Origin of the sequence: Photobacterium gaetbulicola (assembly GCF_003025515.1) — a bacterium.
In the GTDB taxonomy this organism is placed as follows: domain Bacteria; phylum Pseudomonadota; class Gammaproteobacteria; order Enterobacterales; family Vibrionaceae; genus Photobacterium; species Photobacterium gaetbulicola.
In genome coordinates, this window is the sequence record NZ_PYME01000012.1 from 112,635 (window position 1) to 138,814 (window position 26,180).

General features: G+C 48.4%; 21 protein-coding genes. 10 read left to right on the forward strand and 11 right to left on the reverse strand.

What is annotated here, in order from left to right; translation table 11 throughout:
• Nucleotides 1-11 precede the first annotated feature (11 nt).
• Nucleotides 12-764, forward strand: coding sequence for a phosphatase PAP2 family protein (locus C9J03_RS12455; protein ID WP_052829778.1), 753 nt, complete (start codon nt 12-14; stop codon nt 762-764).
• A gap of 120 nt (nt 765-884) precedes the next feature.
• Here the strand turns inward: C9J03_RS12455 and C9J03_RS12460 are convergent, their stop codons facing one another.
• Nucleotides 885-1,241 (reverse strand): helix-turn-helix domain-containing protein, encoded by a 357-nt coding sequence (locus tag C9J03_RS12460; RefSeq protein WP_039461314.1) that lies wholly within the window; start codon nt 1,239-1,241, stop codon nt 885-887.
• 271 nt (nt 1,242-1,512) lie between these two features.
• Between C9J03_RS12460 and C9J03_RS12465 the strand changes: the two genes are divergently transcribed.
• Nucleotides 1,513-1,896, forward strand: a complete 384-nt coding sequence (locus tag C9J03_RS12465; protein ID WP_044623405.1) for a hypothetical protein — start codon at nt 1,513-1,515, stop codon at nt 1,894-1,896.
• Nucleotides 1,897-2,012: 116 nt separating this feature from the next.
• Entirely contained in the window at nt 2,013-2,462 is a 450-nt protein-coding gene (locus tag C9J03_RS12470; protein ID WP_044623406.1) for a DUF411 domain-containing protein, read from the forward strand.
• 61 nt (nt 2,463-2,523) lie between these two features.
• Here C9J03_RS12470 and C9J03_RS12475 read toward each other — a convergent pair whose 3' ends face one another.
• Nucleotides 2,524-3,486 (reverse strand): hypothetical protein, encoded by a 963-nt coding sequence (locus tag C9J03_RS12475; RefSeq protein ID WP_044623407.1) that lies wholly within the window; start codon nt 3,484-3,486, stop codon nt 2,524-2,526.
• Nucleotides 3,487-3,761: 275 nt separating this feature from the next.
• Between C9J03_RS12475 and C9J03_RS12480 the strand changes: the two genes are divergently transcribed.
• The 3 genes from C9J03_RS12480 to C9J03_RS12490 all read left to right on the forward strand — a co-directional run bounded on the left by C9J03_RS12480 (nt 3,762) and on the right by C9J03_RS12490 (nt 6,994).
• The gene (locus C9J03_RS12480; protein ID WP_039461320.1) at nt 3,762-4,457 is read left to right on the forward strand and encodes a DUF2786 domain-containing protein; all 696 of its coding nucleotides are present in this window, start codon (nt 3,762-3,764) and stop codon (nt 4,455-4,457) included.
• Nucleotides 4,458-4,733: 276 nt separating this feature from the next.
• Nucleotides 4,734-6,038 carry an inosine/guanosine kinase gene (locus C9J03_RS12485; protein ID WP_044623408.1) on the forward strand — a complete coding sequence of 435 codons (1,305 nt, stop codon included), beginning with the start codon at nt 4,734-4,736 and terminating at the stop codon, nt 6,036-6,038.
• 248 nt (nt 6,039-6,286) lie between these two features.
• A complete protein-coding gene (locus C9J03_RS12490; RefSeq protein WP_044623409.1) occupies nt 6,287-6,994 on the forward strand; it encodes a PEP-CTERM sorting domain-containing protein in 708 nt (235 codons plus the stop codon).
• A 55-nt stretch (nt 6,995-7,049) separates the two neighbouring features.
• Here the strand turns inward: C9J03_RS12490 and C9J03_RS12495 are convergent, their stop codons facing one another.
• The 5 genes from C9J03_RS12495 to hrpA form a co-directional block, all read right to left on the reverse strand.
• On the reverse strand, nt 7,050-8,570 hold the full coding sequence (locus C9J03_RS12495; protein ID WP_044623410.1) for a DUF1254 domain-containing protein: 1,521 nt from the start codon (nt 8,568-8,570) through the stop codon (nt 7,050-7,052).
• 217 nt (nt 8,571-8,787) lie between these two features.
• Nucleotides 8,788-9,567: a dimethyl sulfoxide reductase anchor subunit family protein gene (locus C9J03_RS12500; RefSeq protein WP_044623411.1), complete on the reverse strand. Its 780-nt coding sequence runs from the start codon at nt 9,565-9,567 to the stop codon at nt 8,788-8,790.
• Nucleotides 9,568-9,569: 2 nt separating this feature from the next.
• Nucleotides 9,570-10,187, reverse strand: coding sequence for a DMSO/selenate family reductase complex B subunit (locus C9J03_RS12505; RefSeq protein ID WP_044623412.1), 618 nt, complete (start codon nt 10,185-10,187; stop codon nt 9,570-9,572).
• A 10-nt stretch (nt 10,188-10,197) separates the two neighbouring features.
• Nucleotides 10,198-12,624, reverse strand: a complete 2,427-nt coding sequence (locus tag C9J03_RS12510; protein ID WP_044623413.1) for a DMSO/selenate family reductase complex A subunit — start codon at nt 12,622-12,624, stop codon at nt 10,198-10,200.
• A gap of 322 nt (nt 12,625-12,946) precedes the next feature.
• Nucleotides 12,947-16,861: an ATP-dependent RNA helicase HrpA gene (hrpA, locus tag C9J03_RS12515; protein WP_082060621.1), complete on the reverse strand. Its 3,915-nt coding sequence runs from the start codon at nt 16,859-16,861 to the stop codon at nt 12,947-12,949.
• A 183-nt stretch (nt 16,862-17,044) separates the two neighbouring features.
• On the opposite strand from hrpA, the gene C9J03_RS12520 reads away from it, so the two are divergent.
• Together C9J03_RS12520 and C9J03_RS12525 are read left to right on the forward strand one after the other, a co-directional pair.
• Nucleotides 17,045-17,578, forward strand: coding sequence for an LA_2272 family surface repeat-containing protein (locus tag C9J03_RS12520; protein WP_039464119.1), 534 nt, complete (start codon nt 17,045-17,047; stop codon nt 17,576-17,578).
• A 234-nt stretch (nt 17,579-17,812) separates the two neighbouring features.
• Entirely contained in the window at nt 17,813-18,274 is a 462-nt protein-coding gene (locus C9J03_RS12525; protein ID WP_044623414.1) for a tellurite resistance TerB family protein, read from the forward strand.
• 76 nt (nt 18,275-18,350) lie between these two features.
• Here the strand turns inward: C9J03_RS12525 and C9J03_RS12530 are convergent, their stop codons facing one another.
• The 3 genes from C9J03_RS12530 to C9J03_RS12540 form a co-directional block, all read right to left on the reverse strand.
• Nucleotides 18,351-19,409 carry an alpha/beta hydrolase fold domain-containing protein gene (locus C9J03_RS12530; protein WP_052829779.1) on the reverse strand — a complete coding sequence of 353 codons (1,059 nt, stop codon included), beginning with the start codon at nt 19,407-19,409 and terminating at the stop codon, nt 18,351-18,353.
• A gap of 188 nt (nt 19,410-19,597) precedes the next feature.
• Nucleotides 19,598-21,976: a helicase-related protein gene (locus tag C9J03_RS12535; RefSeq protein WP_044623415.1), complete on the reverse strand. Its 2,379-nt coding sequence runs from the start codon at nt 21,974-21,976 to the stop codon at nt 19,598-19,600.
• Between the two features lie 124 nt (nt 21,977-22,100).
• Nucleotides 22,101-22,520, reverse strand: a complete 420-nt coding sequence (locus C9J03_RS12540) for a MarR family winged helix-turn-helix transcriptional regulator (protein ID WP_044623416.1) — start codon at nt 22,518-22,520, stop codon at nt 22,101-22,103.
• Nucleotides 22,521-22,760: 240 nt separating this feature from the next.
• On the opposite strand from C9J03_RS12540, the gene C9J03_RS12545 reads away from it, so the two are divergent.
• Together C9J03_RS12545 and C9J03_RS12550 are read left to right on the forward strand one after the other, a co-directional pair.
• Nucleotides 22,761-23,756 (forward strand): NADP-dependent oxidoreductase, encoded by a 996-nt coding sequence (locus C9J03_RS12545; RefSeq protein ID WP_044623417.1) that lies wholly within the window; start codon nt 22,761-22,763, stop codon nt 23,754-23,756.
• Between the two features lie 216 nt (nt 23,757-23,972).
• On the forward strand, nt 23,973-24,869 hold the full coding sequence (locus C9J03_RS12550; protein WP_039464104.1) for a 1,4-dihydroxy-2-naphthoyl-CoA synthase: 897 nt from the start codon (nt 23,973-23,975) through the stop codon (nt 24,867-24,869).
• 74 nt (nt 24,870-24,943) lie between these two features.
• Here the strand turns inward: C9J03_RS12550 and C9J03_RS12555 are convergent, their stop codons facing one another.
• Entirely contained in the window at nt 24,944-26,074 is a 1,131-nt protein-coding gene (locus C9J03_RS12555; protein WP_044623418.1) for a GGDEF domain-containing protein, read from the reverse strand.
• Nucleotides 26,075-26,180 lie beyond the last annotated feature (106 nt).

Below are 26,180 nucleotides of genomic sequence, written 5' to 3' on the forward strand. Positions count from 1 at the left end.
GTGTGTTGATTATGTTCCTCCGTCCATTCGTTGAAAGAAAAATACCCGGCCTTATCGCATTGCTGCTAATGACCACCCTGTTATCCGCAGTACTGGTATTCTATTCTCAGGCTAACCTGGATGGACCTGTATCGGCCGTTAGCGGCATGTTTTTCTCGCTGTTAACCCACTCTGCCGGGAACCCTGGTTTTTTGGTCTCTGTCGCCGTTTTCATGCTTATTCCCGTGGTGCTCAAGCTGCCTAGGAAGGCACTATTCAAGCTGGGAGTTCAGTTTGCCCTTCTGCTCGCACTCAGCTTTGTGGCAAAAACCGTAATGAAACATATTACAGAGGTTCCGCGCCCATACACCCATCAACTGCAATCCATGCATATCGTGGATAGCCCACAGGCCTTTTATGCTCTGAGCGATACAGAGAAAGATTCGGCGGTAAAGCAGGCAAGCAAAAGTGTCAGCCAGTGGCGTATTGCTCATTGGCAAGGTGAAACTAACTATTCGCTACCTTCCGGGCACACTATCTTTACCGCTGTATGTGTGGCTTTTTGGGGAGGTTTCTTTTTAAGACGCCGCCAAATTATTCCGGCCGGTATCATCATTATCTGGGCCGTAGGCGTTGGTATCAGCCGCATTTGGCTTGGTATGCACTGGCCGTCAGACCTACTGGCATCCATTTTTGGGGCCGCATGCTTGTACATGTGTATCCCTGAATGGGGGGTATCCCCGGCAGTCCAGCCTAATTCGAAAAAAATCCTGCAACGAAGATAGCGCTTCCCCCACCACCCGACTGACCTGTCCTCTCCCCAACAAAAACACCTCTGCGACTGGTTTTACTTGAAAACCAACCGCAGAGGTGTCAATAAACAGCCTAGTTAATATCAGCCGCTTTTAATGCACTTCAACACTGTGTACATATTCAACAACCAGTTGATTGCCACTGTATCGAACATTCTTAATATCGCCGTCAACAATAAAAGTGTTGGTTAGAGTGACGGAACTTGGCAGCTCGGCACCAACCTGATTACGAAGCGAAGGCAGTGTCAGCACAGGGTCGACGCCAATATAGCTACAGAACTGAGTGACAAACCGGTGCTCTAGCGGAACACTGCCACGAAGGATGTCAGAAAAAACCAACTGGCTGACCCCAAGACGCTTTGCCATCTCAATTTGAGTCACTCGCATTTTCGCCTTATAGCTCATCCAAGTATCATGAAGAACCTGACGGTCTTGTTCAGTATATTGCATCATAGTTTCCTTGCGCACTGTGCCACGCGCATTTGTATTTTTTCGTTGCACTTATTTAAGCCGATCGCACAATAGGTTTTGTCAGAGAAAAGTAAGGCTTCATCGCTTTCCAAGCCGCGTCACACAAGGGTTGAGCGCAAAAAATGGAAAAACAATGCCCGATCATGGACTTGTTACTTTTTGTCCAAAAACGAGCCCGGCTTGCTGTTGAGATTGCTCAATTTCGAAAATGCCGGATATAATGTGCTTGTCCGTTTGAATTGGGTTATCTATGCGCCTACAAAAGATGATTGCCAACATTGTCATCATCATGATGCTGTTTGTTTCAGTAGCATCACGTGCATCTGCGCCTCAATACCCCTCGATGGACGCCCATGGCTGTAGCGCAACTGCACTAATATCACCTTGTTGTACACCGAAAGCCAGCATCATCACTTTGGCTTCCAAACCCGGTGAACACTGCGATACCGCCGGCACTGCATCTTCAGATAAGTGCTGCCAAGACAACCAATGCCACTCAGGACAAGTTCCGCTGGCCATCCTCGCCGATGAGCTTACTGTCGCGCCTCTCGAAGGCCTGCACTATTACAAAGAATTTGAAGGCTCCAATCGTCTGTTCAAAAGAGCCATATTCCGCCCCCCTGTCACTGCTTAATTGTGGTTGGGCACATACCCAGCCTCTTACGCGCACACATGTTGTAAGCGCAGTAAAGCCTTCTCTTAAGCAAGTTAAAACACTTAAAATCAACAACTTATTGACAGGATATATTTATGAAAACGTCTTCGAAAGCCCTAATTGCAACTGCACTGATTACAACCAGTACCTTCTCATTTGCCCAAGTGATCAAAGGGACGAATTACCAGTCGCCATACTGCGGCTGCTGTAAAGAGTGGGTTAAGCACATGGAAGATAATGGCTTCGAGCTAGAAATGGTGTACAAAGAAAATATGACACCAACCAAAATTGATTTGGGTATCCGCCCTAATTATGCTTCTTGCCACACTGCAGAAATTGAGGGTTATTCCTTTGAAGGCCACGTGCCGGCTGAAGACATCCTTCGTTTTATCGAATCGAAGCCTGAACGTATGATCGGTCTGGCAGTTCCGGGAATGCCTATGGGCTCGCCAGGAATGGAGTACAACGATCAGAAAGATCCTTATGAAGTGCTGGCCTTCGATGAGAACGGCCGTACTATGGTATGGTCACGTTATAATCAATAATCGCTGACCATATATGACCAAAGGCGCCGTTTGGCGCCTTTGGTAGGGATTGACACAGTAGCTACAGCATATCAAACCACTGACGATTAGGATCTTGCTGCTCGGCCCAGTCCGGCTCAAGCTCTCGATGCTCCAGATAGACCTGCATGGCAGTAAAATAACTAAATGCGGTCAATTCTGAATCGGAACCAAAATGCTCAAAGAACGCATCTTCTTGCTCCGCTAACTGATTCAGGGTTTTGATACCTTGTCTGAGGACCCATTGCGTAGCATGCGTTGGAATGAGGGTTCGATGCAAAATCAACTCGGCAATATCGCCAACTTTCACATCAACCCCCTTACTTTTCTTCTGCTCTGGCAATGACATGGCTGCCTCTTCCGCAAGTAGGGCTTTCAGGCTATCGATACTGGCTTCGCGCTCAGCGGCCGAATATCCATAGGTAGTTTTGGCAAAACGGACAGCATAGGACAAACGGTCACGCCCAACGACTTCAACAACGTCTTCAAGATATTGCTGCGGAATATTATAAGCTTTTGCCAGTTGCTCCACAGCATGACTCAGGCTGGTATAGGTAATACCATCAAACTGAATATGAAAACCAGTACTCAATGCCGCAACCGGTAAGCCGTCAATAGTCAGGGGCCAGCCTTGGTAATTCACCCGAGCTTTGGCAATTTCAAACATGGCCCAAGCACTTTCACGAAAGCCTTCGAGAGCTTTTCCTTCAAACTCCGACTGCTCCAGTTCCTCCTTGGTCCAGTTCACCCCTATCTGCAAATGTTTTTGGTATTTGCGATGGAGCTGCTCTTTCACCTTATCGCGTAGCAATTCCAAATCACTGGCTTTTATACCTTTACACAGGCCGTAACATTCCTGGCAGCTAGGCAGAAGCACTGGCAAGGTTTGGTGATCATAATTAGGCGACGGCATGAAAGCGTACGATTCAAAATAGGGCTCACCGCAGAACCAACAGGTATGGCGATATTCAAAGGGTACGTCAACGGATTGGTAGGTCGCTGTCATAGCAAAGATACCTGAAGTGAAAACTGTGAATATTATGCGTTCCCGATAGCCAAGACTCAAGAAGGAGCGTCATCAACTGTTTGATATTAACCACCGAGCGCAACAGAATCAGCGCTCCCTGTTACTCAGTGCCAGCATCGCTGACGGAGTGTTTTACTGCTGAGAGAGGTATATATTTTTCCGGTAAAAACTGAATAAACTATCCGCGCAAGACAATTGTGCTGACTATGGGAACACGTTAAAATGTGTGCCCTTTTCAATCATGGTGCAATCGAATGTCTGAACAGAAGCGAAAGGCGCTCAAAAAAATTGCAAAATGCCTCGAGCTGGGTAACTCCGCCAATGTCAATGAAGCCGCACAAGCCATAAAAATGGCGCATCGCTTGATGCTGAAATACGGCCTTGAGCAAGATGACATCGAGTTTATCCAGATGGGCAAAACCAAGACGAAGACCCTGCTTCCGGCCGACATCAGCCAGCAGATATTGAAGATCATCCGTGGCATCAACCGCCGCTTTGGTGTTGAATGTGTGCTGACAAACCACAAAGGACTCAAGCAGGCCGAGTTCATTGGTGTCGCTGAGCGTGCGATCTTTGCTGCCTTTGCTTTTGACATCGTATATCGTGAAATGAACCAGCAAACAGGCCAATTCAGAAACAGCTTTCAGGGCACCGGAACCAGCAATGCTGAAGTGTCTCGCCGGGTATCCTCGTTTCTTGCCGGCTGGCTTGAAGGCGCCCTGGAGAAGCTCCCCGAGCTCAACACCGATGACGACCATGATAAGCGCATGACAAACTTCATCGACAAAGAGTTCAAGAATCTTGACCGAGAAACCTTCAAGAAGCAGCTTCAGGAGGCCATGAATGCCCTTACCGATGACTACGAAAAAGGAATGAAGAAAGGCCGTGCGATTTCAGTGAACCGCCCTGTTGCCGGTGAAAAAGCATTTCAACCTAAGCTGCTTTCGTAATAATCATGATACTCGAAGCAGCAATCTGTTGCCGTTGAGTATCATATGAAAGATCAGGTATAATCATCTTTTGCTTGCGAAGAAACAGCCCAAATCGTGGCTGTTTTTTGTTTGCAAAATAAGCATTTATAGATTAAAGATCGACACGCTGTTTTTTTCTGAATAAAAAACCAGCAACCAATCTAAAAATGTCTTGTTAGCGTCATGAATTGGGATATAAATCTCATTTTTATGATACAATGAAACAAAATTCCCTTTAACCGATAGCCTTCAAACATGAAATTCCCTGGTCAGCGTAAATCCAAGCATTACTTCCCAGTCAATGCCCGCGATCCATTAGTTGCTCAAATCCAGCAAGAAAATCCGCTATCTCGTACTCACCTTGTGGGTGTCGGCCAAACTATCGTGGATATCGAAGCACGAATCGACGATGAATTCCTGGCCCGCCACAACCTTAGTAAAGGTCATTCACTGGTTCTCGCTGAAGACAAAGCTGAATTACTTTACCAAGAGCTGAAAGAGCGCAACCTTATCAGCCATGAGTACCCAGGTGATACCATTGGTAACACCCTACACAACTACTCAGTTCTTGCGGATGACAAGTCAATTCTTCTTGGCGTAATGAGTCAAGACCTTAAGATTGGATCGTACGCTTACCGCTACCTATGCAATACCTCTAGCCGCATGGATCTAGACTTCTTGCAACCTGTTGATGGCCCAATTGGTCGCTGCTACACCCTTATCACCGAAGACGGTGAACGAACTTTTGCGATCAACGAAGGGGAGATGAATCAGCTTAAGCCTGAATTCGTACCAGAAAGTGCGTTTGAAAATGCGTCTGCACTTGTTCTTTCTTCCTACCTGGTTCGAGGCAAGCCGGGCGATCCAATGAAAGACTCGGCACTGAAAGCTATCGAATACGCCAAGAAACATAACGTACCTGTTGTCCTGACCCTAGGTACCAAGTATGTCATTGAAGGCATGCAAGATTGGTGGATCGACTTCCTCAAGGATCACGTTACCTGCGTGGCGATGAACGAAGAAGAGGCCGAGGCCCTAACCGGCGAAAAAGATCCGCTAATTGCAGCTGATAAGGCTCTTGAATGGGTCGACTTGGTTCTGTGTACAGCAGGTCCGGTGGGGCTTTACATGGCTGGTTACACCGATGATGAGCTCAAGCGCGAATCAACGTTACCTCTTTTGCCGGGCCGTATTGCTGATTTCAACAAATACGAATTCAGCCGCCCAATGAAGAAGAATACATGTAAGAACCCAATCCGCGTATACTCGCACATTGCCCCTTACCTTGGCGGCCCGGTGGAAATTAAGAACACCAATGGTGCCGGTGATGCTGCGCTGTCTGCCTTGCTGCACGACATGTCAGCTAACCGTTTCCACAAGGCAAATGTACCTAACTCGGGCAAACATATCGCTGAGTTCTTGAGCTACTCTTCTTTCTCTCAGATCTGCCAGTACTCAAACCGCGTCAGCTATGAAGTACTGACCCAGCACGCCCCTCGCCTTTCACGTGGCTTGCCAGAGCGCGAAGACTGTCTGGAAGAAGCCTACTGGGAACGTTAATCGATTCCATCAAGTTTGAAAAAACGGAGCAGGTGCTCCGTTTTTTTACCAAAAATTGCCTTTCCCCTGTCCTGCCAAATGTATCTACTCCATAGAAGCTGAAGAAATGCCATTTCAAGCCACATTAAAACTGTAAAATATCCTGACACTGCTATAGTGGTTTTAAATGGATCTTATTTGTAATGAAGTTAACTTTAAATTTGTGAAAAGTGCACTTTTGTGCTCAAAAGAACAAGGAATGTTCTCTTATGTGGCTTAAATCTATATTTTCTATCCTATTTATTTTCTGCTCTTTTTATACTAAAGCGACGCCTATTTCTTGTTTAGATATAGGCAGCGGCAACGGTTCAACTGATCTGTCTTGCGTTATAAACGGCGGTGATACTTTTACATGGAGCGTGGCTGATCACAGCAATTTGTCAGCAGAAACCTCATACACCCACACGATTGGCAATAGCGGCAACGACAAGATTGAAGACGTCGGCAGTGTGTTAGCTTTTCTATTTGATATTGGGATTTCTATCGGCAACAGTGAAATCAACGACCACCAATATTTTACGCTCTTTGATAGCCATACCAATGAGTCCAATTTAAGCTTTCTGGGTAAATATGAACCCAACTCGGTATCGGACAATAACTACGGCTTCCTTACTGATTCTGGCGGACTGAAAAGTGGTACTTTTCTCATCCCGGAACTCGCATCGATATCAACCGTCAAAGCCGCTAATTCTTTTGTTTTAAATATATTCAACACGCCACAAAGCCAAGGTGACTGGTCGACCGCAGGAATTATTAACAATGGAGGGAAACAGCCTGCCTTATCGCACATTTCTTATTGGGCATTCGATGATTTTGCAGAGATCCCTGAGCCGGCATCTTTCATGCTTTTTTTATCGGGCTTAGTGTGCTTCTTCATTTGGCGAAGAAGGCCGGTACTTACTAAAACGGAAAACTAGGAAAAAAAGAAGCCAAGCATAAAAAAGCCGGTCTTTAGGCTGACCGGCTAATTAATTACTTCACTTCGGTTATATCACTGGGCTTCCAACTGCCGTCATACCACGGCTCAAGGGGGCCGTATAAACGCAGAATTGCAAACCAACCCTTCTCTGGTACTGTTTGGATCCAGTTTGACTCTTTCCCTTTCGGCGCTGATGGACCAAAGTACAAGTCGACCGAACCATCTGGGTTCTCGACCATATTATCACGCTTGTCGTTTTTACTCGGGAACGGCTGGCTAGTTTGCAGCTCCGAGCGTGTCTGGGTATCGTAGACAACAACCGACCAGAAGTTTTTCGCGGGCACATCAGCCGGAATAGTCAACTTGTAATTCTTGCCACCATCAAAGAACTCCCCGTTATCCGTCTTATCAACAACCGCATATTGCGAGCCTTTACCCACCATCTTCAGCGCCATCGCCGGTGTGTTTACCGTTGCGATGTAGAAAAAGTATGTACGCGCATCAAGGTTGCGCCCACCATTGCCTTCATCAATCAACCATTGGTAATCATTGCCGATAAAGGCCGTTTTCCAATTACGATCATCCCAAATATACGCTTTTTCATTGCGCGGCTTGAACATCAGCGCCCGTGCAGTTGCATTAGCGATTGCCGCACCATCTTTGAGGATCATCTGCATGCGTTCATCGGGGGTAAACGGTTTGCCTTTTTCGATACCAATCGATGCAATCAAGCCTCGTAACTCTGGATCAATGAATTCTATCGGCTCTTTATCAATCACAGCTTTGATTTCGTCGTAAAAGTGTTCGTCATTGGCGTGAATGGTGTTGAAGGATTTCCCACTGCCGGAAATAAACTCCATCGCCGGTTGCGCATCTTTCTTCGATAACGGATATATTTTCAAGCCAGTACGGTAGGCGTTTACAGCCGCATCTGTTTTACCGTCTTTTAAGAAACCACGCGCGATAAACCAGTTCACGTAACTGGTTGATTGCGAAACATGATAGCCCTGTGGAACGTCACCTGCATAGTCAGGCGGTAGGATCAGGTATTTCCCCCCTTTCCCCCGGTCTGGGCCAACGGCCCCCATGTCGGTCACAAACCTGAAGAAGGCATCGTTCACGGTCGTTGGCCCCATACCCGGCGGAATTTCGACCACCGTCGGTCCGTCGCGCTCAAGATCCAAAAAGGCAGATGCATACACCGTGTCTGTATTACCCGTCAGAAAAAGCGGCTTAGAATCCATCAAGTTATCAAACAGCAGCACCTGATTGGATTGAGTCACGCCCATGTGTTCATGGCCGATCCTCAGCGCCTCTAACGAGGCCATAGGAATGGCATTCATAAAGACTTCAGTGGCACGAATAGTATCTAAATTCGTATAGAGCACATCGATAGTTTGCTCACTGGGTACCCCATCTTTGAAGGTTAGCGTACCGATGCTCGTTTCCACTTTATCAGGCGTCAGAATACTCGCTGGAATATCGGTATCATTGGTATTGGTTGCTGAATATACAACCGATGCCCCCAGTAAGCCTGCTATCATTGCAACACATTTCAGTGGCGTCTTTATCATAAGTGTTTCCTGCATGATCGGTGACGAGATAATCGACATATCTAAATGTAGATATCAATTTTGACTTTCGCGAAACTCAATAAGATCAATATCAAAAAACTCTTCATTTTTTATCAATCCTCGCCACAAATTTCTGTTCCTCATTTTGTTAGTACCAAATAAAAAACAGGCCAAGATTCTCTCCTGGCCTGCTTTCTAATGTTCACATTCATTGCGGTTACATGGTGATTGACCACAAATTATAAAAACTCACCCGCCCGACAAGCTCAGCAATTATCACCAAGCTGCAAACAGACAGCAGTATCGGTGGGGCCGATTTTTGTTTCATGAGGGCAAAGAAGGCCAGCGCACCGCCAATTAACAGCGCGATAGCTTGAGTAACCCAAAGACTGCTCTGCTGAGCGGCCAATACCGGCTCTACTCCCGTTACAAAGGTGATGTAGTCAAAACGCAGTGCCAATGTGACAAACACCGCAGCAATGGATACTGCAATGCCATGACGGAACGCGCCTAATACTGCCGCCAACGCCCCACCCGTAATAAAGACTGATACCAGCATCTGAATGGTGGTGTGCGGTGTATTCCATGCAGCCACCGTGCTCAATTGGTAAACCTTAGGAATGGTGGCGACAAAGGCAATAGCAAAAACCGCGGTTACCCAACGCAATGCTTTTCTTTGTGCCGCGGTTCCTTTGCCATAGAACCCGGCCAAACCGACCAAGACACCAAAGCTGGCAAAAGCCCCACCGAGCAAAATTTCATTGCTCATTGGCGAGCGGCCAATACCAGCCAGTAGGTTCAATGCGCGTACTGGCATACCAAGGTGGAACATACCAACGAGCATCCCTGCTGACAGCAAAGCCATGGACACCAGTATACCAATAGACAATTTGCGTTCACCCATGCCATTGACAGGCTGGCTCAACAGTAAAATTAAATAAGCTCCTGCTGCCGCTTGAGCCAATACGGTGAAAAACACCAAAGGTAATTCATGCATGGTTATACCTCCGCCTGGTTTTGAATCGCACCTGATTTATCTCCGCTTGGCCTTGCTTTCGAGTGCGGATGAATAACCAAGTTAGGTTTGGTCAGGCTCGCGTTAGGCAATGGTGCTATTTCGTTAAGCTGACCATACTTTTGTCTTAATTCAGAAATCGGCCCAAATTCAATCGCACGCTGCGGACACGCCTCGACACAGACGGGGGATTTACCCTGTTCCAGCAAATCGAAGCAACCGTCGCATTTGCTCATGACCTTCTTTTCGGCATCGAATTGTGGCGCGCCGTAAGGGCAACGCATTTCACAATACCGGCAGCCAACACACTGGTCTTGATCAACAACGACCAGTCCATCTTGCTCCCTTTTCGCCATTGCACCGGTCGGACAGCCTTGCACGCAGGCTGGCTCATCACAGTGGTTACAGCCAACCGACACATAATAGCTGTAAACATCTTGTTGCCAGAGCCCTTCTTTCTGTAGCCATGTGCCACCGCCGTATTCATATACGCGACGGAGCTTAGGGCCAACACCCAGATCTTTCTTGTCTTTGCAGCTCACCGAGCAGGTTTTACAGCCGGTGCACTTTGCAGAATTAATATAAAATCCATATTGCGCCATTTCTCACCCCCTAAGCCTTTCGGATTTCCACTAAGTTAGAATGCTGCGGATTACCTTTTGCCAAAGGAGAAGGCCGCTGTGTCGTCAGGGTGTTGATACATCCTCCGACATCGATTCCTTGCTTATTCGGTTGATACCAAGCCCCTTGCGGAACGGCGACAACCCCCGGAATGATCCGTGCAGTAACTTTCACTGGCATATGGATTTCACCGCGATCATTAAACACCAGCACACGATCGCCTTGGATCAATCCCCGTGACTCGGCATCTACTGGGTTCATCCATACTTCATCTCGAACCGCTTCGCGAAGTTGCGGCACATTATGGTAGGTAGAATGGGTTCTGCCTTTGGTATGGAAGCCAATCATCTGCAATGGGAACTGCTTCATGCGCTCAGGTTCACCCAAGCCTTCGAAACTCTCACAATACTCAGCAACAGCGGTGATCTTATCGCCCTCTGGCAACTCCCACGTATCGGCAATGTTTGCCAGGCGTTCAGAGTACATTTCAATTTTGCCTGACGGGGTCTTGAGTGGATTACCCTGCGGATCATCCCTGAAGGCTTTAAGCGCAATATGGTCTTCGGCCTTGGCCAGTTTGCGATCGATTACTCCCATGCCATCGGTTTTTGCAAACTCAGGTAGGTGCGGGTTACCCTTGCGCAGGTTGTGGTAACTGTGTGCAATCCATTCCTCGTAAGTCCGTCCTTCGGTAAAGGCGTCATAGGTCCCCATTTTCTTGGCAATATCGGCCAATACATCATAGGTCGGACGGTTGTCCCACAGTGGCTCTATCGCTGGCTGCAAGCGGGTCACATAATGATAGGCCCCCGTCGCATAGGAGTTATCGATAAGATCACTGGTTTCCAAAGTCGTGACATCAGGCAACAAAATGTCGGCATAGCGCGCCGACGGGGTCATATGGTGATCCCACACCATGATAAATTCACACATGGATTCATCCTGCAGTATTTCATGGGTTTTATTAAGATCCGAGTGCTGGTTCATGGTGACGTTGCTAGCAAAATGCCACAAGAACTTAATGTTGGTTTCCAGTTTGTCTTTGTTGCGAATAAAACTATTTTCTGCGGTCATTTCAGTCCCGCGGGTGATCGCATCTGTCCAGAGGAAGCAAGGGATCGATGTCTTCACCGGGTTGGCCGTGGCAAATCCGGGCACCGTATACTTAACACTACTGCCCCAGTTACCGGTATTGGTACCTAGCTTACCAAATTGCTTGGTCATGACAGGCAGCATCATGATTGCCCGTGCCGATTGTTCACCGTTGGCGGTACGCTGCAGGCCCCACCCTTGTGAAATCCACGCCGCATTAGCCCCAGCCATTTCCCTAGCCAATTGTTTTATCCTAATCGGTGAGATCCCGCATATCTGACTTGCCCACTCAGGCGTCTTTTCAATACCGTCCGGCCCATTACCCATGATGTAATCTTTGTAGGAGGCATTCTCTGGTGCGGAGGCCGGCAGGGTACTGGCATCCCAACCAACACAATAGCGATTGATAAACGCATCATCGGCTAATCCTTCAACAACCAAGGTATGGCCCAGCGCAGCAACCAGTGCCGCATCCGTACCCGGCTTGATTGGGATCCACTCGGCATCAAACGCGATGCTGCTGTCGGACATGCGGGGGTCAATAATGATGACCTTGGCATTGCTGCGCTTCAACGCTTCGAACGCTTCAGTAATCTGGCCCCCGCCAGACATACGGGTCTCTGCCAAGTTCTGGCAGAACATCACCACCAAATCTGAATGGGCAATATTGGAGATTAAACTGCCTTGGCCACTGCCATAAACATAAGGCTCGACCGTCGATATTTGCGCAGTCGAATAGGTACCGTGCTGCTCAAGGAATCCCCCCACCGTATTCAAGAAGCGTTTGTTGGCATTTCGACCAAGCAGGTTTGCCCCGGTAGAGCCCGAGCCATACTGGTAATAAATAGCTTCATTACCGTATTTCTCAATGGTGTACTTGAGCTTATCTGCAATAATCGTCGTTGCTTCATCCCAGCTGATACGCTGAAATTTCCCTTCACCACGCTTTCCGACCCGTTTCATCGGATACTTCAAGCGATCTGGGCTGTAGGTTTTCCATTTAACTGAGCGCCCTCGCAGACAAGGGCGGATCTGGTGCTGTCCCCATGCCGCATCATCAATCCCGCTCTCGGTCGAGATCTGGGTGACGACTCCATATTGGGTGTGCACTTTGAGCGGGCAGCGACTGCCGCAGTTTACCAAGCAAGCACTGTAGGTGATTTTTTCCGCTGACTCTTTCGCTGGAGCTTGCGCCTGCGCTGTACTAGAAAAAGGAAGTGGGACGCTCGCTGCAATTGCCGCCATCCCCCCAGCCTTGGCCGAATGCCCAAGAAATTGCCGACGAGACAATCCCTTCATGAAGGCCCTAAATTTATGACTATCCATTGCCACCGCCTTGATTAGATTAATATACCCAAGTGGCCTTAGCTGGCAAATTCTGCGCTGGCTACTTGGGTATATTTAAAATCAGAGTAAAGCGGTCTTGGTTATGAATATTGACTAATATCAATAGTTTTATCAGCACCCAAACACCTAACCATAAAGTGGTATTTCGATCACCAAGAGCAGCAGATATTCGCTCACAGAATATTTGATGTTAATCAGAAAAAATCGTAAACGAGAATGGTTAACCGTCTGATATATATAAAAAAGCAACCCAATGATAGGGTTGCTTTCTCAATTAAGAACGGCCGTTAATTGTATTCAATCAACAATCGTTAATCGCATTACGCACTCGTTTGTCCGATACCGGATAAGGCGTACCCAGCTGCTGGGCAAAGTAACTCACGCGAAGCTCTTCAATCATCCAACGGATCTCCTTCACCTTTTCCGGCACAGGTTGGCCCTTAGGGATCTTATTCAGCAGCTCCTTGTAATCCGAAACCACAGATTCGATCTTCATGATATGCATACGGTCTTTGTTCGGATCGATTGGCAGTTTCTCCATACGGCGCTCGATCGCACGCATGTAACGGAGAATATCTGGCAACTTCTTCCAACCGCACTCAGTGGCAAAACCCTTAAAAATCAAGCCTTCGATCTGTGCCTTGATATCCGATAGCGCGAAGGCCATTGTCAAATCAACACGCCCTTTCAGCTTCTTGTTGATATTGAACGCTGTTGTCAGGATTTCTTCGACCTGTTTTGCAATATCAACCACAGTATCACCCAGCTCGGCACGCACGTGCTCTTTGAGGGCTTCGAAAGCCTCAGGCTGCCATACCAAACCGCCCTTCTCTTCGATCAGCTTATCGACACCACAGGCAATACAGTCATCGATCAAATCCATCACCCGGCCATAAGGGTTGAAGTACAGGCCCAACTTCGACTTATTCGGCAAGTTGGCGTGCAGGTATTTGATCGGTGAAGGCACATTCAACAATACCAAGCGGCGCTGGCCCTGTTGCATGGCGGTACGCTGCTCTTCTTCAGTTTCAAACAACTTGATGCCGACTGAATCTTTGTTATCAACAATCGCGGGATAAGCTTTCACTTCGAAACCACCACGCTTCTGCTGGTAGCGCTCAGGCAGTTCGCCGAAGCTCCATGTCTTTAAGCCTTCCTGCTCGATATCATCATCCGCCACTTTGGACAGCGTTTCTTGCACCTTCTCTTTCAGGCCATCTTTCAGGCTGTAGAGATCTTTACTTTCGCGCAGCTTGCGGTTGCGATGGTCGACCACCCGATAAGTGATCTTCAAGTGATCCGGCACCTGTTCAAGGTTCCAGTCTTCTCGCAACACAGTGACACCCGAAATACGCTTGAGCTCTTTCTCCAGCGAGTCAAGCAGCGGCATTGCCATCGCCTCTGCACGGGCCAAGAAAGCATCCGCGTAGTTTGGCGCCGGGACAAAGTTGCGGCGAACAGGCTTCGGCAGCGATTTAATCAGAGCAACCACCAACTCTTGGCGCAAACCTGGGATCTGCCAGTCGAAACCATCTGGCTCAACCTGGTTGAGGATAGGCAGAGGAACATGCACGGTTACACCGTCACTATCTTCGCCCGGTTCGAACTGGTAGCTCAGCTTGAGCTTCAAGTTACCCTGGTGCCAGAAGTTTGGATAATCCAAATCGGTGACATGGCTAGCATCCCCCTTGAACAGCATTTCGCGTTCAAAATTCAGCAGCTCGGCATTTTCACGGGACGCCTTCTTCCACCACGTGTCGAAGTGACGGCCTGATACCACTGTGTGGTCAATGCGCTGATCATAGAAATTGAACAGCTCATCGTCATCAATCAGGATATCGCGACGGCGAGACTTATGCTCCAGCTCTTCAACTTCACGCAGCAGTTTACGGTTCTGCTGGTAGAATTTGTGCTTGGTGTCCCAGTCCCCTTCCACCAGCGCAGAGCGGATAAACAGCTCGCGTGAAATAACCGGGTCAATCTTGCCATAGTTGACCTTGCGCTTGGCAACAATCGGAATACCGTAAATCGTCACCTTCTCGAACGCGGCGACGGCGGCTTGTTTCTTCTCCCAATGCGGCTCGCTGTAACTACGCTTGAGTAGGTGCTCGGCTAAAGGCTCCACCCATTCCGGCTGGATCTTAGCGGCGATACGGCCCCACAAGCGTGATGTTTCCACCAGCTCGGCCACCATGACCCACTTAGGCTGTTTCTTGAAAATGCCGGAGCCAGGGAAGATGTTAAAGCGTGCGTTGCGGGCCCCCTGGTACTCATTCTTTTCCTGATCTTTAAGACCAATATGCGAAAGCATACCGGCTAAAATCGCAGTATGAATACCTTGGTAGCTCGCTTCCTGCTCGTTGATGCGGAACTCAAGCTCTTTAACAACCTGGCTCACCTGATAGTAGATATCCTGCCACTCACGGACACGTAGGTAGTTCAGGTAGTCTTTCTTACACTGGCGGCGGAACTGGTTGCCAGACAACGCTTTTTGCTGCTCCTGAATGTAGTCCCACAAGTTTACGAACGTCACAAAGTCCGATTCTTTATCGTAGAAACGACGGTGTTTTTCATCCGATGCTTGCTGCTTGTCAGAAGGACGCTCACGCGGGTCTTGAATAGACAATGCACACGCGATGATCATGACTTCACGCAGTGAGCCATGCTTAGGTGCTTCCAGCACCATGCGGGCCAGGCGCGGGTCAATTGGCAAACGGGCTAGCTGCCGGCCAATCGCAGACAGACGCTTGCGTGGATCTTTCGCCTTGGTGTTAATGGCTCCCAGCTCTTCGAGCAGGCGGATACCGTCTTGGATATTACGGTTATCCGGCGCTTCTACAAACGGGAAGGCTTGGATATCACCAAGGCCAATCGCCGTCATCTGCAGGATGACCGATGCTAGGTTGGTACGCAGGATCTCCGGATCGGTAAACTCTGGACGAGACAGGAAGTCTTCTTCCGAGTACAGGCGAATACAAATACCTTCCGCGACACGACCACATCGACCTTTACGCTGGTTGGCACTCGCCTGCGAGATACGCTCGATAGGAAGGCGCTGAACCTTTGTTCGGTAACTATAGCGACTGATCCGCGCAGTACCCGGGTCGATAACATACTTGATACCCGGCACTGTCAACGAGGTTTCGGCAACGTTGGTCGACAGGACAATACGGCGCCCCGCATGAGACTGGAAGACACGGTTCTGCTCACCTGCGGACAACCGGGCGTAGAGCGGCAGGATTTCAGTATCCCGCAGCTTTCGCTTCTCTAACGCATCGGCGGTGTCGCGAATTTCACGCTCACCATTCATGAAGATCAGGATATCCCCCAGACCTTCATCACACAGTTCGTCCACCGCGTCAAAAATGGCCTGAAGCTGGTCGCGGTCGCTGTCCTCGCTGTCTTCAGATACCGGACGGTAACGCACCTCAACCGGATAAGTCCGACCCGACACTTCGATGATCGGAGCATTATTGAAGTGTTTGGAGAATCGCTCTGGGTCGATCGTCGCCGAGGTAATGATAACCTTGAGATCAGGTCGCTTTGGCAGCAACTCGCGCAAGTAGCCCATGATAAAATCGATATTCAGGCTACGTTCGTGCGCCTCATCGATAATGATGGTGTCATACTGGTTCAAGAAGCGGTCATTCTGGATTTCCGCCAGCAAGATACCATCAGTCATCAGCTTGACCTGGCTGCGATCCGATACCTTGTCGTTGAATCGAACCTTATAGCCCACATACGAGCCCAGTTCGCACTCAAGCTCTTCGGCAATGCGGCTGGCCACAGAACGTGCCGCCAATCGACGTGGCTGGGTATGACCTATCATGCCCTTGGTACCAAGGCCAAGCTCCAAACATATTTTTGGCAGCTGGGTGGTCTTACCCGAACCGGTTTCACCAGCAACAATCACAACCTGGTTGTTCTTGATTGCTTCTGCGATATCGTCTTTTTTCTGGCTGACCGGCAAAAGTTCTGGGTAAGAAATGGTCGGACGCTGGGTGGTACGCATCTGAACGGTCTGCATCGATTTCGCGATATCTAGCGCGATTTCATCAAACACAGCATGCTTTGCTTGTTCATTCTTGATTCTTGCCGCACCTTGCACGCGTTTGTGCAAACGAAACTGATCGCGCATCATGCAATCTTTAATCGCGGCTTTAAGTGTTTTCTCGTTGTTTAAAACGTTAGCCTGAGGAGTATTCGACTGAGTCAATGGAATTCCTGATAATTCAGCTGGGTATTTCACAAAATTGCACGAATTCTACCACAACTCTGTGGTTTTGCGGCAAAAGAGAATATACCCCCCAAAACATGTAAGTTTTTTTAGCCATTGTTTGCAGCACTTTTATGTCTTCAGGTATTATTTTGTCGCAACTTCATACATAGAGTATAAAAAATGAAAAAAACACTAGTTAGCCTTGCGCTAGCAGCAGTGGTGGCGTCACCTGCTTTTGCTAACCAACCTGTTCAACTTTCAGTACCGGGCAACAACCTACCAGACGGTAATGTTCACGGTTTCCGCGCTTCCCTTCTATACGGGCAGACTCCATCTGTAACAGGTTTCCAGCTACCTATGCTTGGCCTTGCGGAATCTCAGACTTTCAAAGGTTTGAGCTTCGGTATCCTGTTTGGTGCCAACCGCGTTACTGGCGACTCTACCGGTGTTAAATTCGGTCTAGCGAACTGGAACGACAACACAGCGGCAGGTGCTGATATCGGTTTTGCCAACTACACTGGCAGCCAATTCACTGGTCTTCAGTTCGGTGCCCTGAACTACGCAGGTAGCCTAAACGGTCTTCAGCTTGGTTTCATCAACGCCACAGACCGCATCGAAAAAGGTGTTCAGATTGGTCTGATCAACTACGACAAATCTGGTACTTTCATCAGCAAAGACATCCCGGTATTCCCAATTATCAACGCCCGCTTCTAATCCAGAACACGGTTGGTTCGATATTTGTAGCCTGGGGCCCAGCTCCAGGCTGCTTTTCTTTTCCCCTGCGGCGCATCAGGCTATATGTAGTCCAAGCCCTAAGATTTCCCCTCGTCACTCCTGAGCTTTTTTATTAATCGTTGCTGACTAAACATCCAATTAAACTGTGACCAAGGAACTCCCAGCCCTTCGGAGGAGTCTTATACTTAATAAAAGTGAAATTTGAGGCACAGCATGTTCAAACAATTACGTACTATTTTCCGCCAAGTCATGAATGAAGGAACGGGTGGCGGCGCTGTCGATACCCCGACCCTCCACCTCTCAATGGCATGTTTGCTGTGCGAAGTCTCTAACGCCGATCACAGTGACGATCCCAGAGAGCTGCAGGCCAAACGCCACCAACTCGTTAACCTGCTCGATATCAGCGAAGAAAACGCCGATGCGCTTATCGAAAAAGCGCTTATGCAGAGCAAATCGTCGGTTTCCCTGTACGACTTTACCAGCAAACTACGCTCGCTCGAGCCAGAACAGCGCTTCGAACTCATCGAAGCCATGTGGCAAGTCGCATACGCCGATGATGTGTTGGACCCGATGGAAGAAGCAGTGATTCGCCAAGTGGCCGAACTGATCTATGTCGACCACTCCGAGTTTATCCGGGCGAAGATAGCGGTGCAAAATAGCTTTATGGAAAATTAATCTTCCCCTTCAGAAGAGAAAAATAAAAAGCCAGACATCAGTCTGGCTTTTTTGGCTATTGGTCAATGTTCAAGCATCATAGCAAACTATTGCGAATAAACTCACTCAATTCGCCATAATGCTCATTCGACTCCGGTGTGCCCAATGCGACAATATAATCCGCGTGTGACTGCCCTTCATAAACATTCAGCTCCGCATCAGCCCCTGCTCGCTTGAGCTCTCTGTGAAGTCGGACCGTGTCACTCAACAACAAGTCTCGTGTCCCGGTGATCAGATATACCGCAGGAAAGTTATCAAAACTGCCATAAATTGGTGAGACAACAGGATCATTCAGTTCGAGCTCGCCCACGTAAGCATCGACCATTGCCGAAGACATTCCGCGCCAACTGCCGAGAATATGATCGAGGCCTTCATTAATGAATCGGCTATCACCTGTCATGGTCATATCGACACCTGGCGTCCCCACATACAGCGCAGACGGTGTGGCTATACGCTGCGAGTTCATCTCCTGCGTAGCAAGTACGCTTAATGAACCACCCGCAGATGTACCTCCCATGACCATAGTGTCAGCATTACGTGTTTTTAGCAGCTCCTTCCAGACATTGATGATGTCGTTGCGAGCAGCCGGGGCTGGGAATTCAGGCGCTTTTCTGTAATCAATTGCCAGCGCAGGAATTTGTGTCTGGGTAGCAATGAGCATTGCTTCCGTTGCTGATGCCAGACCACTGTTCAGCATATATGCCCCGCCCTGGACGGCAACAAATAGCTTATCTTCCAACTCTGGGGCAACTGTTTTAGGGGTGATCCAGTAGACACCAACTCCAGCGACCGTGCCTTTTTCGATCTTCACTTCCAAATCATTCGCGAGTTTAGCCGCTCTTTCAATTGCAACCTGGTCTCGAGCCTCAATCATTTTGCGCCACTCAGCATTGGTTGCTGGAATATTCTTCTCCAGCGCAGTCAAATCTGGCGCCGGAATAGTCTTAGAAAATTCGTAGAACTCTGAACTCACTGCTGTCGAAAGTGGCACTGGGTTAGTCGAAAGAGATAAATTATTCTTATCCTCATTTGCCATCACGCCCGAGGCCAGAACACTTGATGCTAACAGTGACAGAACAATGCTACGTATCTTCATTTTTTACACCTATGCAAATAGTAATAAAGGCATTCCTTAATGCGATGGGTGTAATCTACGTAAGTTCATGAATAGATAATATGAATTAGAGAAATTCAGTTCTGATCAAATCCATTCAACTTACTGAATTTCTCATATGGCACTCAGAGCAACATCATCGGAGCTTGTGGTTTCATTAAACAACCGCTCTAGCGTACATCTACCGTACGACTGGCTTTGCGGTACTGTACTTTCCACCCCTGCCAATTCGGCAGCTCCCAACGTTTCGGATCAGCTTTACGGTTTCCGCTTTCATGAACCGCCAAAACCAGCTTACGGCCGATATGGTATTCAATTCGCATAGTGAGATCAGTCAATATCACTTGGTAGGGATAAGCCTGATCAAAATCGGCTCTCTCCCATTCCGGGATCCCATCAAAGACAAAGTCATCACAGGTAAACAGCTCGAAGTCGTCGGCTGATTCAACCCCCAGCGCTGCTATCTGCTCGCCAAGCCACTTCTGCACTGCAACCGGCTCTGGTAAACGGTTACAAACATCGGCTTGATATTTGCCCAGAGCCAAATACAGGTTCCATTGATGAATATCCACTGAAATTTTCTCGCCCAAGCCAGGCAAGATTGAACCATCAAGGATCATCTCGACAAAGGTATCATGGGCAGAAGCACCTTCCGGGGCAACCCAATCAGTCTGGATCACCCGTCCGGCATAAACCCGTTGCTTTTCGACCAAACACCCCTCATCCGTCACACGTGTTTCGCCAAAAACATCTTCCCCCATCCCCTGCTGGTTCATGAGTTCCAAAGCAATCGGCGCCATGCAGGTGGCCAATACCAAATTCTGCTTCACCCCCTTACCGGGCAGCGCAAACTGATCAAACACAATCGCTGCTTCAGCGTTGTCAGGAAAGCGGCTATCACGGCCAGTGTTCACCTCGCTGTAGCCATTGCCCAATGCCTGGCGTCTTTTCTGGCGCCGGACAAATACCAACTCAGGTGCGGCCTTCATCACCGCCATCAGCCATGCATCCCTTTTTACGGATGTGGCCACCTCGAGGGCTGGTAACTCCAGTGCTTCACGCATTTGCTCTGATAGCATTCTCGCTTCCGCCAAGACATCCTTATCAAAGGATAACCACTCCGGCTCACTTCCGCGCAACAGCTTGATAAGTGCCATCGCATCGCAGTGCTTAGGTTCCCATTGGGCCAATTTTTCACGAGCTTCTTCACCGGACGGCATTTGCCAAATCCGCTGGTAGACACTTAGCGACGCAGCCAAGTCCACCATGGATTCGCGGCTAGATCTATCGGGCATGGCGGTGATCAGGTGGGCAAACAGGGTATCAATGGGTAACGGATACAAGATTTGGCCGTGCTCAGTCGCCAGCCCGCCATCGTCAATGGCCTGCATCTGGAGAAGCTTTTCTCTGGCAAGCAGCAACGACTTTTCCGGAACGGCATCAACAAAGGAGAGCTTATCGAGCGGGTAACCACAGCAGGCTGCGGCCAGCATGGGCTCAACCAGCTCTTCACGGTGCATTTCGGGCGGCGTGATCAACTCCAGCGGTGCCGCCTTGCCAAATAACCTGACACAGGTACCGTCAGTCACACGCCCTGCTCGCCCTTTGCGCTGCTCTGCGCTGGCCTTGGAAATGGCATGCAGGCCTAGCACGGTGCGCCCGTTCCGTTGGTGAGTCCTGCGCTCGAGACCTGTATCAATGATTAAGGTCACGCCGGGGATCGTCAGAGAGGTTTCCGCCACATTGGTCGCCAGAATAATTCGCTGCTTATCACTTGAAGTCAAGGCGCGATGTCGCTCATTGTCGCTGACTGACGCATGCAGCGGAATGATATCAAGTGTCCCCAAGTCGATTTGATCTCGAAACGCCTGTTTCAACGATGACAGGCATTGCGCTATCTCTTTGCGCCCCGGCAAGAACACCAAAATATCCTGATGCGCTTCATAGCGAGTGACGATTGCCTCTCTGACCTTGTTTTCAATATGGCGGATATCCGGCATATTGCGGCTGTCAGAGGCAATATGCTCTACAGCAACGTTGAAAGTGCGTCCCTTCGCCCCTAGGCACTCCCCCTGCAGGTACGTCGCCAACCGTTCACTGTCTAATGTAGCCGATGTCACGACCAATCTGTGGCTATCTTTCTGCCTGAGCATAGCTAGCAGCAAGTCGGTATCCCATCGTCTCTCGTGAAATTCATCAATGATAACCGTGGCAAAACTGGCCAGACCGTCTTCACTTAGCCAACGCAGCGCCACACCGGGAGTGACAAAAACGACTTGCGTATCATCAGAGAACATATTCTCGAATCGGATGGCATATCCGACCGTCTGGCCGACGTCCTCACGCCTTTCACTGGCAACAAACTCAGCCAGCGAGCGGCAAGCAACCCGCCGAGGTTCAACCACCAAGACCCGACCTCGCTCTGCGGCCCAAACAGGTAACCGGGTTGATTTACCCGAACCAGTTTCGGCAGAAACGACAAGGTGTGACAGGCTGAGGCGCTCAAGAAAATCCGCTTTAAGCGAATCGATAGGTAGAGAGATAGACATAGCAGCGGTTTTGCATCAACAACATAACCGCTATTGTGGCAAGTTTTGGCAGGGATGTCATGGCTAACTTAGTGACAAGTAGCTTGTGGTTGCGGCAAGCCCTGCCCTGGCAGTTCACAGCGAACTAGCTAAGCTTGTCTGCCAACTCCAGGCAGAGTTTTCGCAGCATCTCAACATCTTCTGGCTGCATGCTTGATTTCGCTTCCAATTGCGATTTCAGATCTTTCGCCTTATCACGCAACAGTAATCCCTTATCGGTAAGAGAAATGACTTTCTTTCTCTCATCTTGGGCAGACACCTTTCGAGTCAACAAGGCTTTCGCCTCTAGGCGCTTAACAATGGGCGTGAGTGTCCCCGAGTCCAATTGCGTACTGTTGGAGACTTCTTTTAGGCTAACCCCATCGCTATACCAAAGCGACTGCATCACAATGTACTGCGGGTAGGTCAAATCAAATTCGTCAAGCAAAGGACGATAGGCCCTTACCAGCGCATTCGACGCGGTATACAAGGCAAAACACACATTGTCAGAAAGCTTCTGGGCCATACTAAAATCCGAGTCTATTCATCTGCATTTATCATTTCAGTTGCGATAATAGCAGAATCAACGAAGAACAAAATACATTGCGCGCAAATTATTTTTTCGCAAACCTATTGCAAGTTCAGAAATCTACCATTAAGTTATTAGGCAAATAGTTTGCGCGCTAACATTTATCGCAATAAGTATTTCGACAGTAATCATATTCCGGCAGTAAACAGTATCAAAACGAACTGATAAGGATTGAAAATGAACAGCCAGCAGATCCACCTTGCCTCCCGTCCAGCAGGCACACCGACAGCAGACAACTTTACCCTACAAACCATTCCCCTTCCTGAGCTTAAAGAGGGTGAGATCCTGGTAAAAAACACTTGGATGTCGGTCGACCCTTACATGCGAGGCCGCATGATCGACCGCAAAAGCTACGTGCCGCCTTTCCAGATCGGCGAAGCTCTAGAAGGCGGAGCGATTGGTGAGGTTATCCAGTCTAACCACCCGGATTTTCCCGTTGGCAGCAAGGTTAGCAGCATGCTGGGCTGGCGTACCCATTACATCGGCGACGGCACTGGCTTGACCCGGTTGCCTGAAACCACCCTGCCAGATCAGAGCTTTCTCGGCATCATGGGGATGCCGGGTATGACGGCCTGGACCGGGTTGTTCCGTATTGCCGACTTGCAGCCGTCTGACACCGTATTTATCTCTGCAGCATCGGGGGCTGTGGGCAGCATCGCCTGCCAAATTGCCAAAATGCATGGCTGTACCGTGATTGGCTCTGTTGGTTCACAGGAGAAAGCCGAGTATCTGCGTTCACTGGGCGTCGATGCGGTCATCAACTACAAAGAGGCAACCAACCTGACTGAAGCCCTCGCTGAAGCCGCTCCTCAGGGGATTGATGTTTACTTTGAGAATGTCGGTGGCGAGCACCTAGAAGCAGCCCTTAACAATATGAACGATTATGGCCGCATTGCTGTGTGTGGTCTGATTTCCCAATACAATGCTACCGAGCCACAGCCCGGACCGAGTAATCTGTCAATGCTGATCATCAAGAAGCTCAAGATGCAGGGCTTCATCGTGTTTGATCACTGGGCGCACTACGGCGAGTATGCCAACCAAATGGGCCAGTGGATCGCCGAAGGTAAAGTCAAATGGGAAGAGACCGTGTTCGAGGGTATCGAACAGGCACCGCGTGCTTTCATCGGTCTGTTCGAAGGCAAAAACAAAGGCAAGATGCTCGTTAAGTTATAATTCTTGTCGCTTTAAATAATTGGCTAAGCCACCAACCGTACCCGTATTGTTGGTGGCTAGCGGGCCAGTAAGAAGCAAATCCACACACAGTTGCTGGATAAATACCCCACCTCACCCAAAACCCTCGCCTTCTAGTCACAATCTTTCATAAACCATTGACATTTGGCTGTAACTCCCTAGCCTTACATCATCGTTTCCAATGAGGCAATCGTCATCATGACTCGCAAAGAGATTTTTAATCCAGAACTTTGGGAAGAAGTTCCAGGGTTCGATTTTGAAGATATCACTTATCACCGTGCAAAAGACCAAGGTACTGTCCGTGTTGCTTTCAACCGTCCAGACTGCCTAAACGCCTTCCGACCTAAAACCGTAGACGAGCTATACACGGCACTTGACCATGCTCGCCAATGGTCTGATGTAGGCTGTGTCTTCATCACCGGTAACGGTCCTTCTGAAAAAGGCCAATGGTCATTTTCTTCGGGCGGTGATCAGCGCATCCGCGGCAAAGACGGTTACAAATACGAAGGCGAAGAAGCCGGCAAGGCTGATGTAGCCCGCATGGGTCGCCTGCACATTCTTGAAGTCCAGCGCCTGATCCGCTTTATGCCAAAAGTGGTTATTGCTGTCGTGCCGGGCTGGGCCGTCGGTGGTGGCCATAGCCTGCATGTGGTTTGTGATCTGACCCTGGCGTCGAAAGAGCACGCTATTTTCAAGCAAACTGACCCAGATGTTGCTTCATTCGATTCTGGCTACGGCTCTGCCTACCTGGCTAAAATGATCGGCCAGAAACGCGCCCGTGAAATCTTCTTCTGTGGTTTTAACTACAGCGCTCAAGAAGCTTATGAAATGGGCATGGTGAACAAAGTCGTTGACCACTTTGAGCTGGAAGAAGAAGCTCTACGCTGGGCGAAAGAGATCAACAGCAAGTCGCCTACCGCAATGCGCATGCTGAAATACGGCTTCAACCTACCAGATGATGGTTTGGTCGGCCAACAGCTATTCGCTGGTGAAGCGACCCGCCTGGCATACGGCACCGATGAAGCACAGGAAGGCCGAGATGCATTCTTGGAAAAACGTGACCAAGACTTCAGCAAGTTCCCTTGGCATTACTGATGCAAATCGATTTGTAGCCGTTATCGTTAATAAGAATAAAACGCCCTGATTGTTCAGGGCTTTTTATTAACCAATCACTTTGTTATCGACTCGATGTAATACCCATCCCGCCCACGGGACTTCACTTTATACATACAGTTATCTGCGATATCGAGATAAGCCTTAACTGGCTCGGTGGGTACCTCTATGTATACACCCCCTGTACTGATACTCAATGTCGCTTGGCGAGGATGCTGCAAACCTAATTGTCTCACAGCCTCACAAGCTTGGCTGGCTAAGATGTCCAGCCCCGACTCCATCGGACCTGTCAAAAGCACAACGATTTCTTCACCACCATAGCGGGCAATCACATCCGTCTGCCGTTTGAAGACAGTCCGTAGGGCCTGAGATACTTGCTTCAGGTAGGTATCCCCGATGGCATGGCCATAAACATCATTAACCTGTTTGAAATGGTCAATATCGATAAGTAATACACCAAGCTGGCATGATTGGCGGTCTTGGTTTAGCAAGGTCATTCTCTCTTGCAGATACCTTCTGTTGTATAAGCCGGTTACCTCGTCAATATAAGCATGGTAATTGAGCATGATATTTTTAGCTTCTATTTCCCTATTTAAAAGTACTGCTCTTGCCATCAATGTTTTTTTCTTCTGTTCATACAAATAGTCATTAACAAAGCACTTATAATTATTGATAGATAAATAGTTTAGCCAGAGGTACGTTGCAGACAATGAAAAATAATAGTTAGAATATAAAACAATATCAGAATGAAAAACAACAACCATTATATTAGCTTGTAAAACATAATTTGCATAAACCAACAATGAAAAAGCCGGTGAAAAAATCAATAATTTTGCTACCAAGGTTATCAGTATCAAACTAATTATTGAAATATCTGAAAACATGGATATGGATAAAGTGTGTATGGTAGCAACAATACTCACAATGACCAAGATCGCCATTTTCTGATAGATAGCAGCCTTTCCAAAAAATCGGCCAGCAACAAGCAAACCGATACCAACAAACGGAATAGCCAAAAGAAGTAACTGTTTTACATGCTCTTTTTCAATTTCGTTATCAATAATAATACTCTCATCCAACCAGAGCTCAGTCACTTGTGACAAAATCACTGATATAGATATGACAGCAATAATGACCTGAAAGATTGACTTTCCATTATGTTTCTTTATATGTTGTTCTAGCTTCATATTTTCCGTAAAACATAAATAAAAAAAGCCTTTACATCATAAACATAAAGGCAAATCCCTAGCATATTGGTTCTTATTTGCTGTCACTCAGAGCTCTATCTCGAGA

What these genes read in the sequence shown, in the direction of transcription:
- C9J03_RS12545 (WP_044623417.1), top strand. Translation starts at nt 22,761, where the DNA reads ATGAACAGCCAGCAGATCCACCTTGCCTCCCGTCCAGCAGGCACACCG.
- C9J03_RS12505 (WP_044623412.1), bottom strand. Translation starts at nt 10,187, where the DNA reads ATGGCGCAATATGGATTTTATATTAATTCTGCAAAGTGCACCGGCTGT.
- C9J03_RS12495 (WP_044623410.1), bottom strand. Translation starts at nt 8,570, where the DNA reads ATGATAAAGACGCCACTGAAATGTGTTGCAATGATAGCAGGCTTACTG.
- C9J03_RS12500 (WP_044623411.1), bottom strand. Translation starts at nt 9,567, where the DNA reads ATGCATGAATTACCTTTGGTGTTTTTCACCGTATTGGCTCAAGCGGCA.
- C9J03_RS12460 (WP_039461314.1), bottom strand. Translation starts at nt 1,241, where the DNA reads ATGCAATATACTGAACAAGACCGTCAGGTTCTTCATGATACTTGGATG.
- C9J03_RS12535 (WP_044623415.1), bottom strand. Translation starts at nt 21,976, where the DNA reads ATGTCTATCTCTCTACCTATCGATTCGCTTAAAGCGGATTTTCTTGAG.
- C9J03_RS12525 (WP_044623414.1), top strand. Translation starts at nt 17,813, where the DNA reads ATGTTCAAACAATTACGTACTATTTTCCGCCAAGTCATGAATGAAGGA.
- C9J03_RS12550 (WP_039464104.1), top strand. Translation starts at nt 23,973, where the DNA reads ATGACTCGCAAAGAGATTTTTAATCCAGAACTTTGGGAAGAAGTTCCA.
- C9J03_RS12530 (WP_052829779.1), bottom strand. Translation starts at nt 19,409, where the DNA reads ATGAAGATACGTAGCATTGTTCTGTCACTGTTAGCATCAAGTGTTCTG.
- C9J03_RS12470 (WP_044623406.1), top strand. Translation starts at nt 2,013, where the DNA reads ATGAAAACGTCTTCGAAAGCCCTAATTGCAACTGCACTGATTACAACC.
- C9J03_RS12455 (WP_052829778.1), top strand. Translation starts at nt 12, where the DNA reads ATGTTCCTCCGTCCATTCGTTGAAAGAAAAATACCCGGCCTTATCGCA.
- C9J03_RS12485 (WP_044623408.1), top strand. Translation starts at nt 4,734, where the DNA reads ATGAAATTCCCTGGTCAGCGTAAATCCAAGCATTACTTCCCAGTCAAT.
- C9J03_RS12520 (WP_039464119.1), top strand. Translation starts at nt 17,045, where the DNA reads ATGAAAAAAACACTAGTTAGCCTTGCGCTAGCAGCAGTGGTGGCGTCA.
- C9J03_RS12540 (WP_044623416.1), bottom strand. Translation starts at nt 22,520, where the DNA reads ATGGCCCAGAAGCTTTCTGACAATGTGTGTTTTGCCTTGTATACCGCG.
- C9J03_RS12480 (WP_039461320.1), top strand. Translation starts at nt 3,762, where the DNA reads ATGTCTGAACAGAAGCGAAAGGCGCTCAAAAAAATTGCAAAATGCCTC.
- C9J03_RS12510 (WP_044623413.1), bottom strand. Translation starts at nt 12,624, where the DNA reads ATGGATAGTCATAAATTTAGGGCCTTCATGAAGGGATTGTCTCGTCGG.
- C9J03_RS12555 (WP_044623418.1), bottom strand. Translation starts at nt 26,074, where the DNA reads ATGAAGCTAGAACAACATATAAAGAAACATAATGGAAAGTCAATCTTT.
- C9J03_RS12465 (WP_044623405.1), top strand. Translation starts at nt 1,513, where the DNA reads ATGCGCCTACAAAAGATGATTGCCAACATTGTCATCATCATGATGCTG.
- C9J03_RS12490 (WP_044623409.1), top strand. Translation starts at nt 6,287, where the DNA reads ATGTGGCTTAAATCTATATTTTCTATCCTATTTATTTTCTGCTCTTTT.
- C9J03_RS12475 (WP_044623407.1), bottom strand. Translation starts at nt 3,486, where the DNA reads ATGACAGCGACCTACCAATCCGTTGACGTACCCTTTGAATATCGCCAT.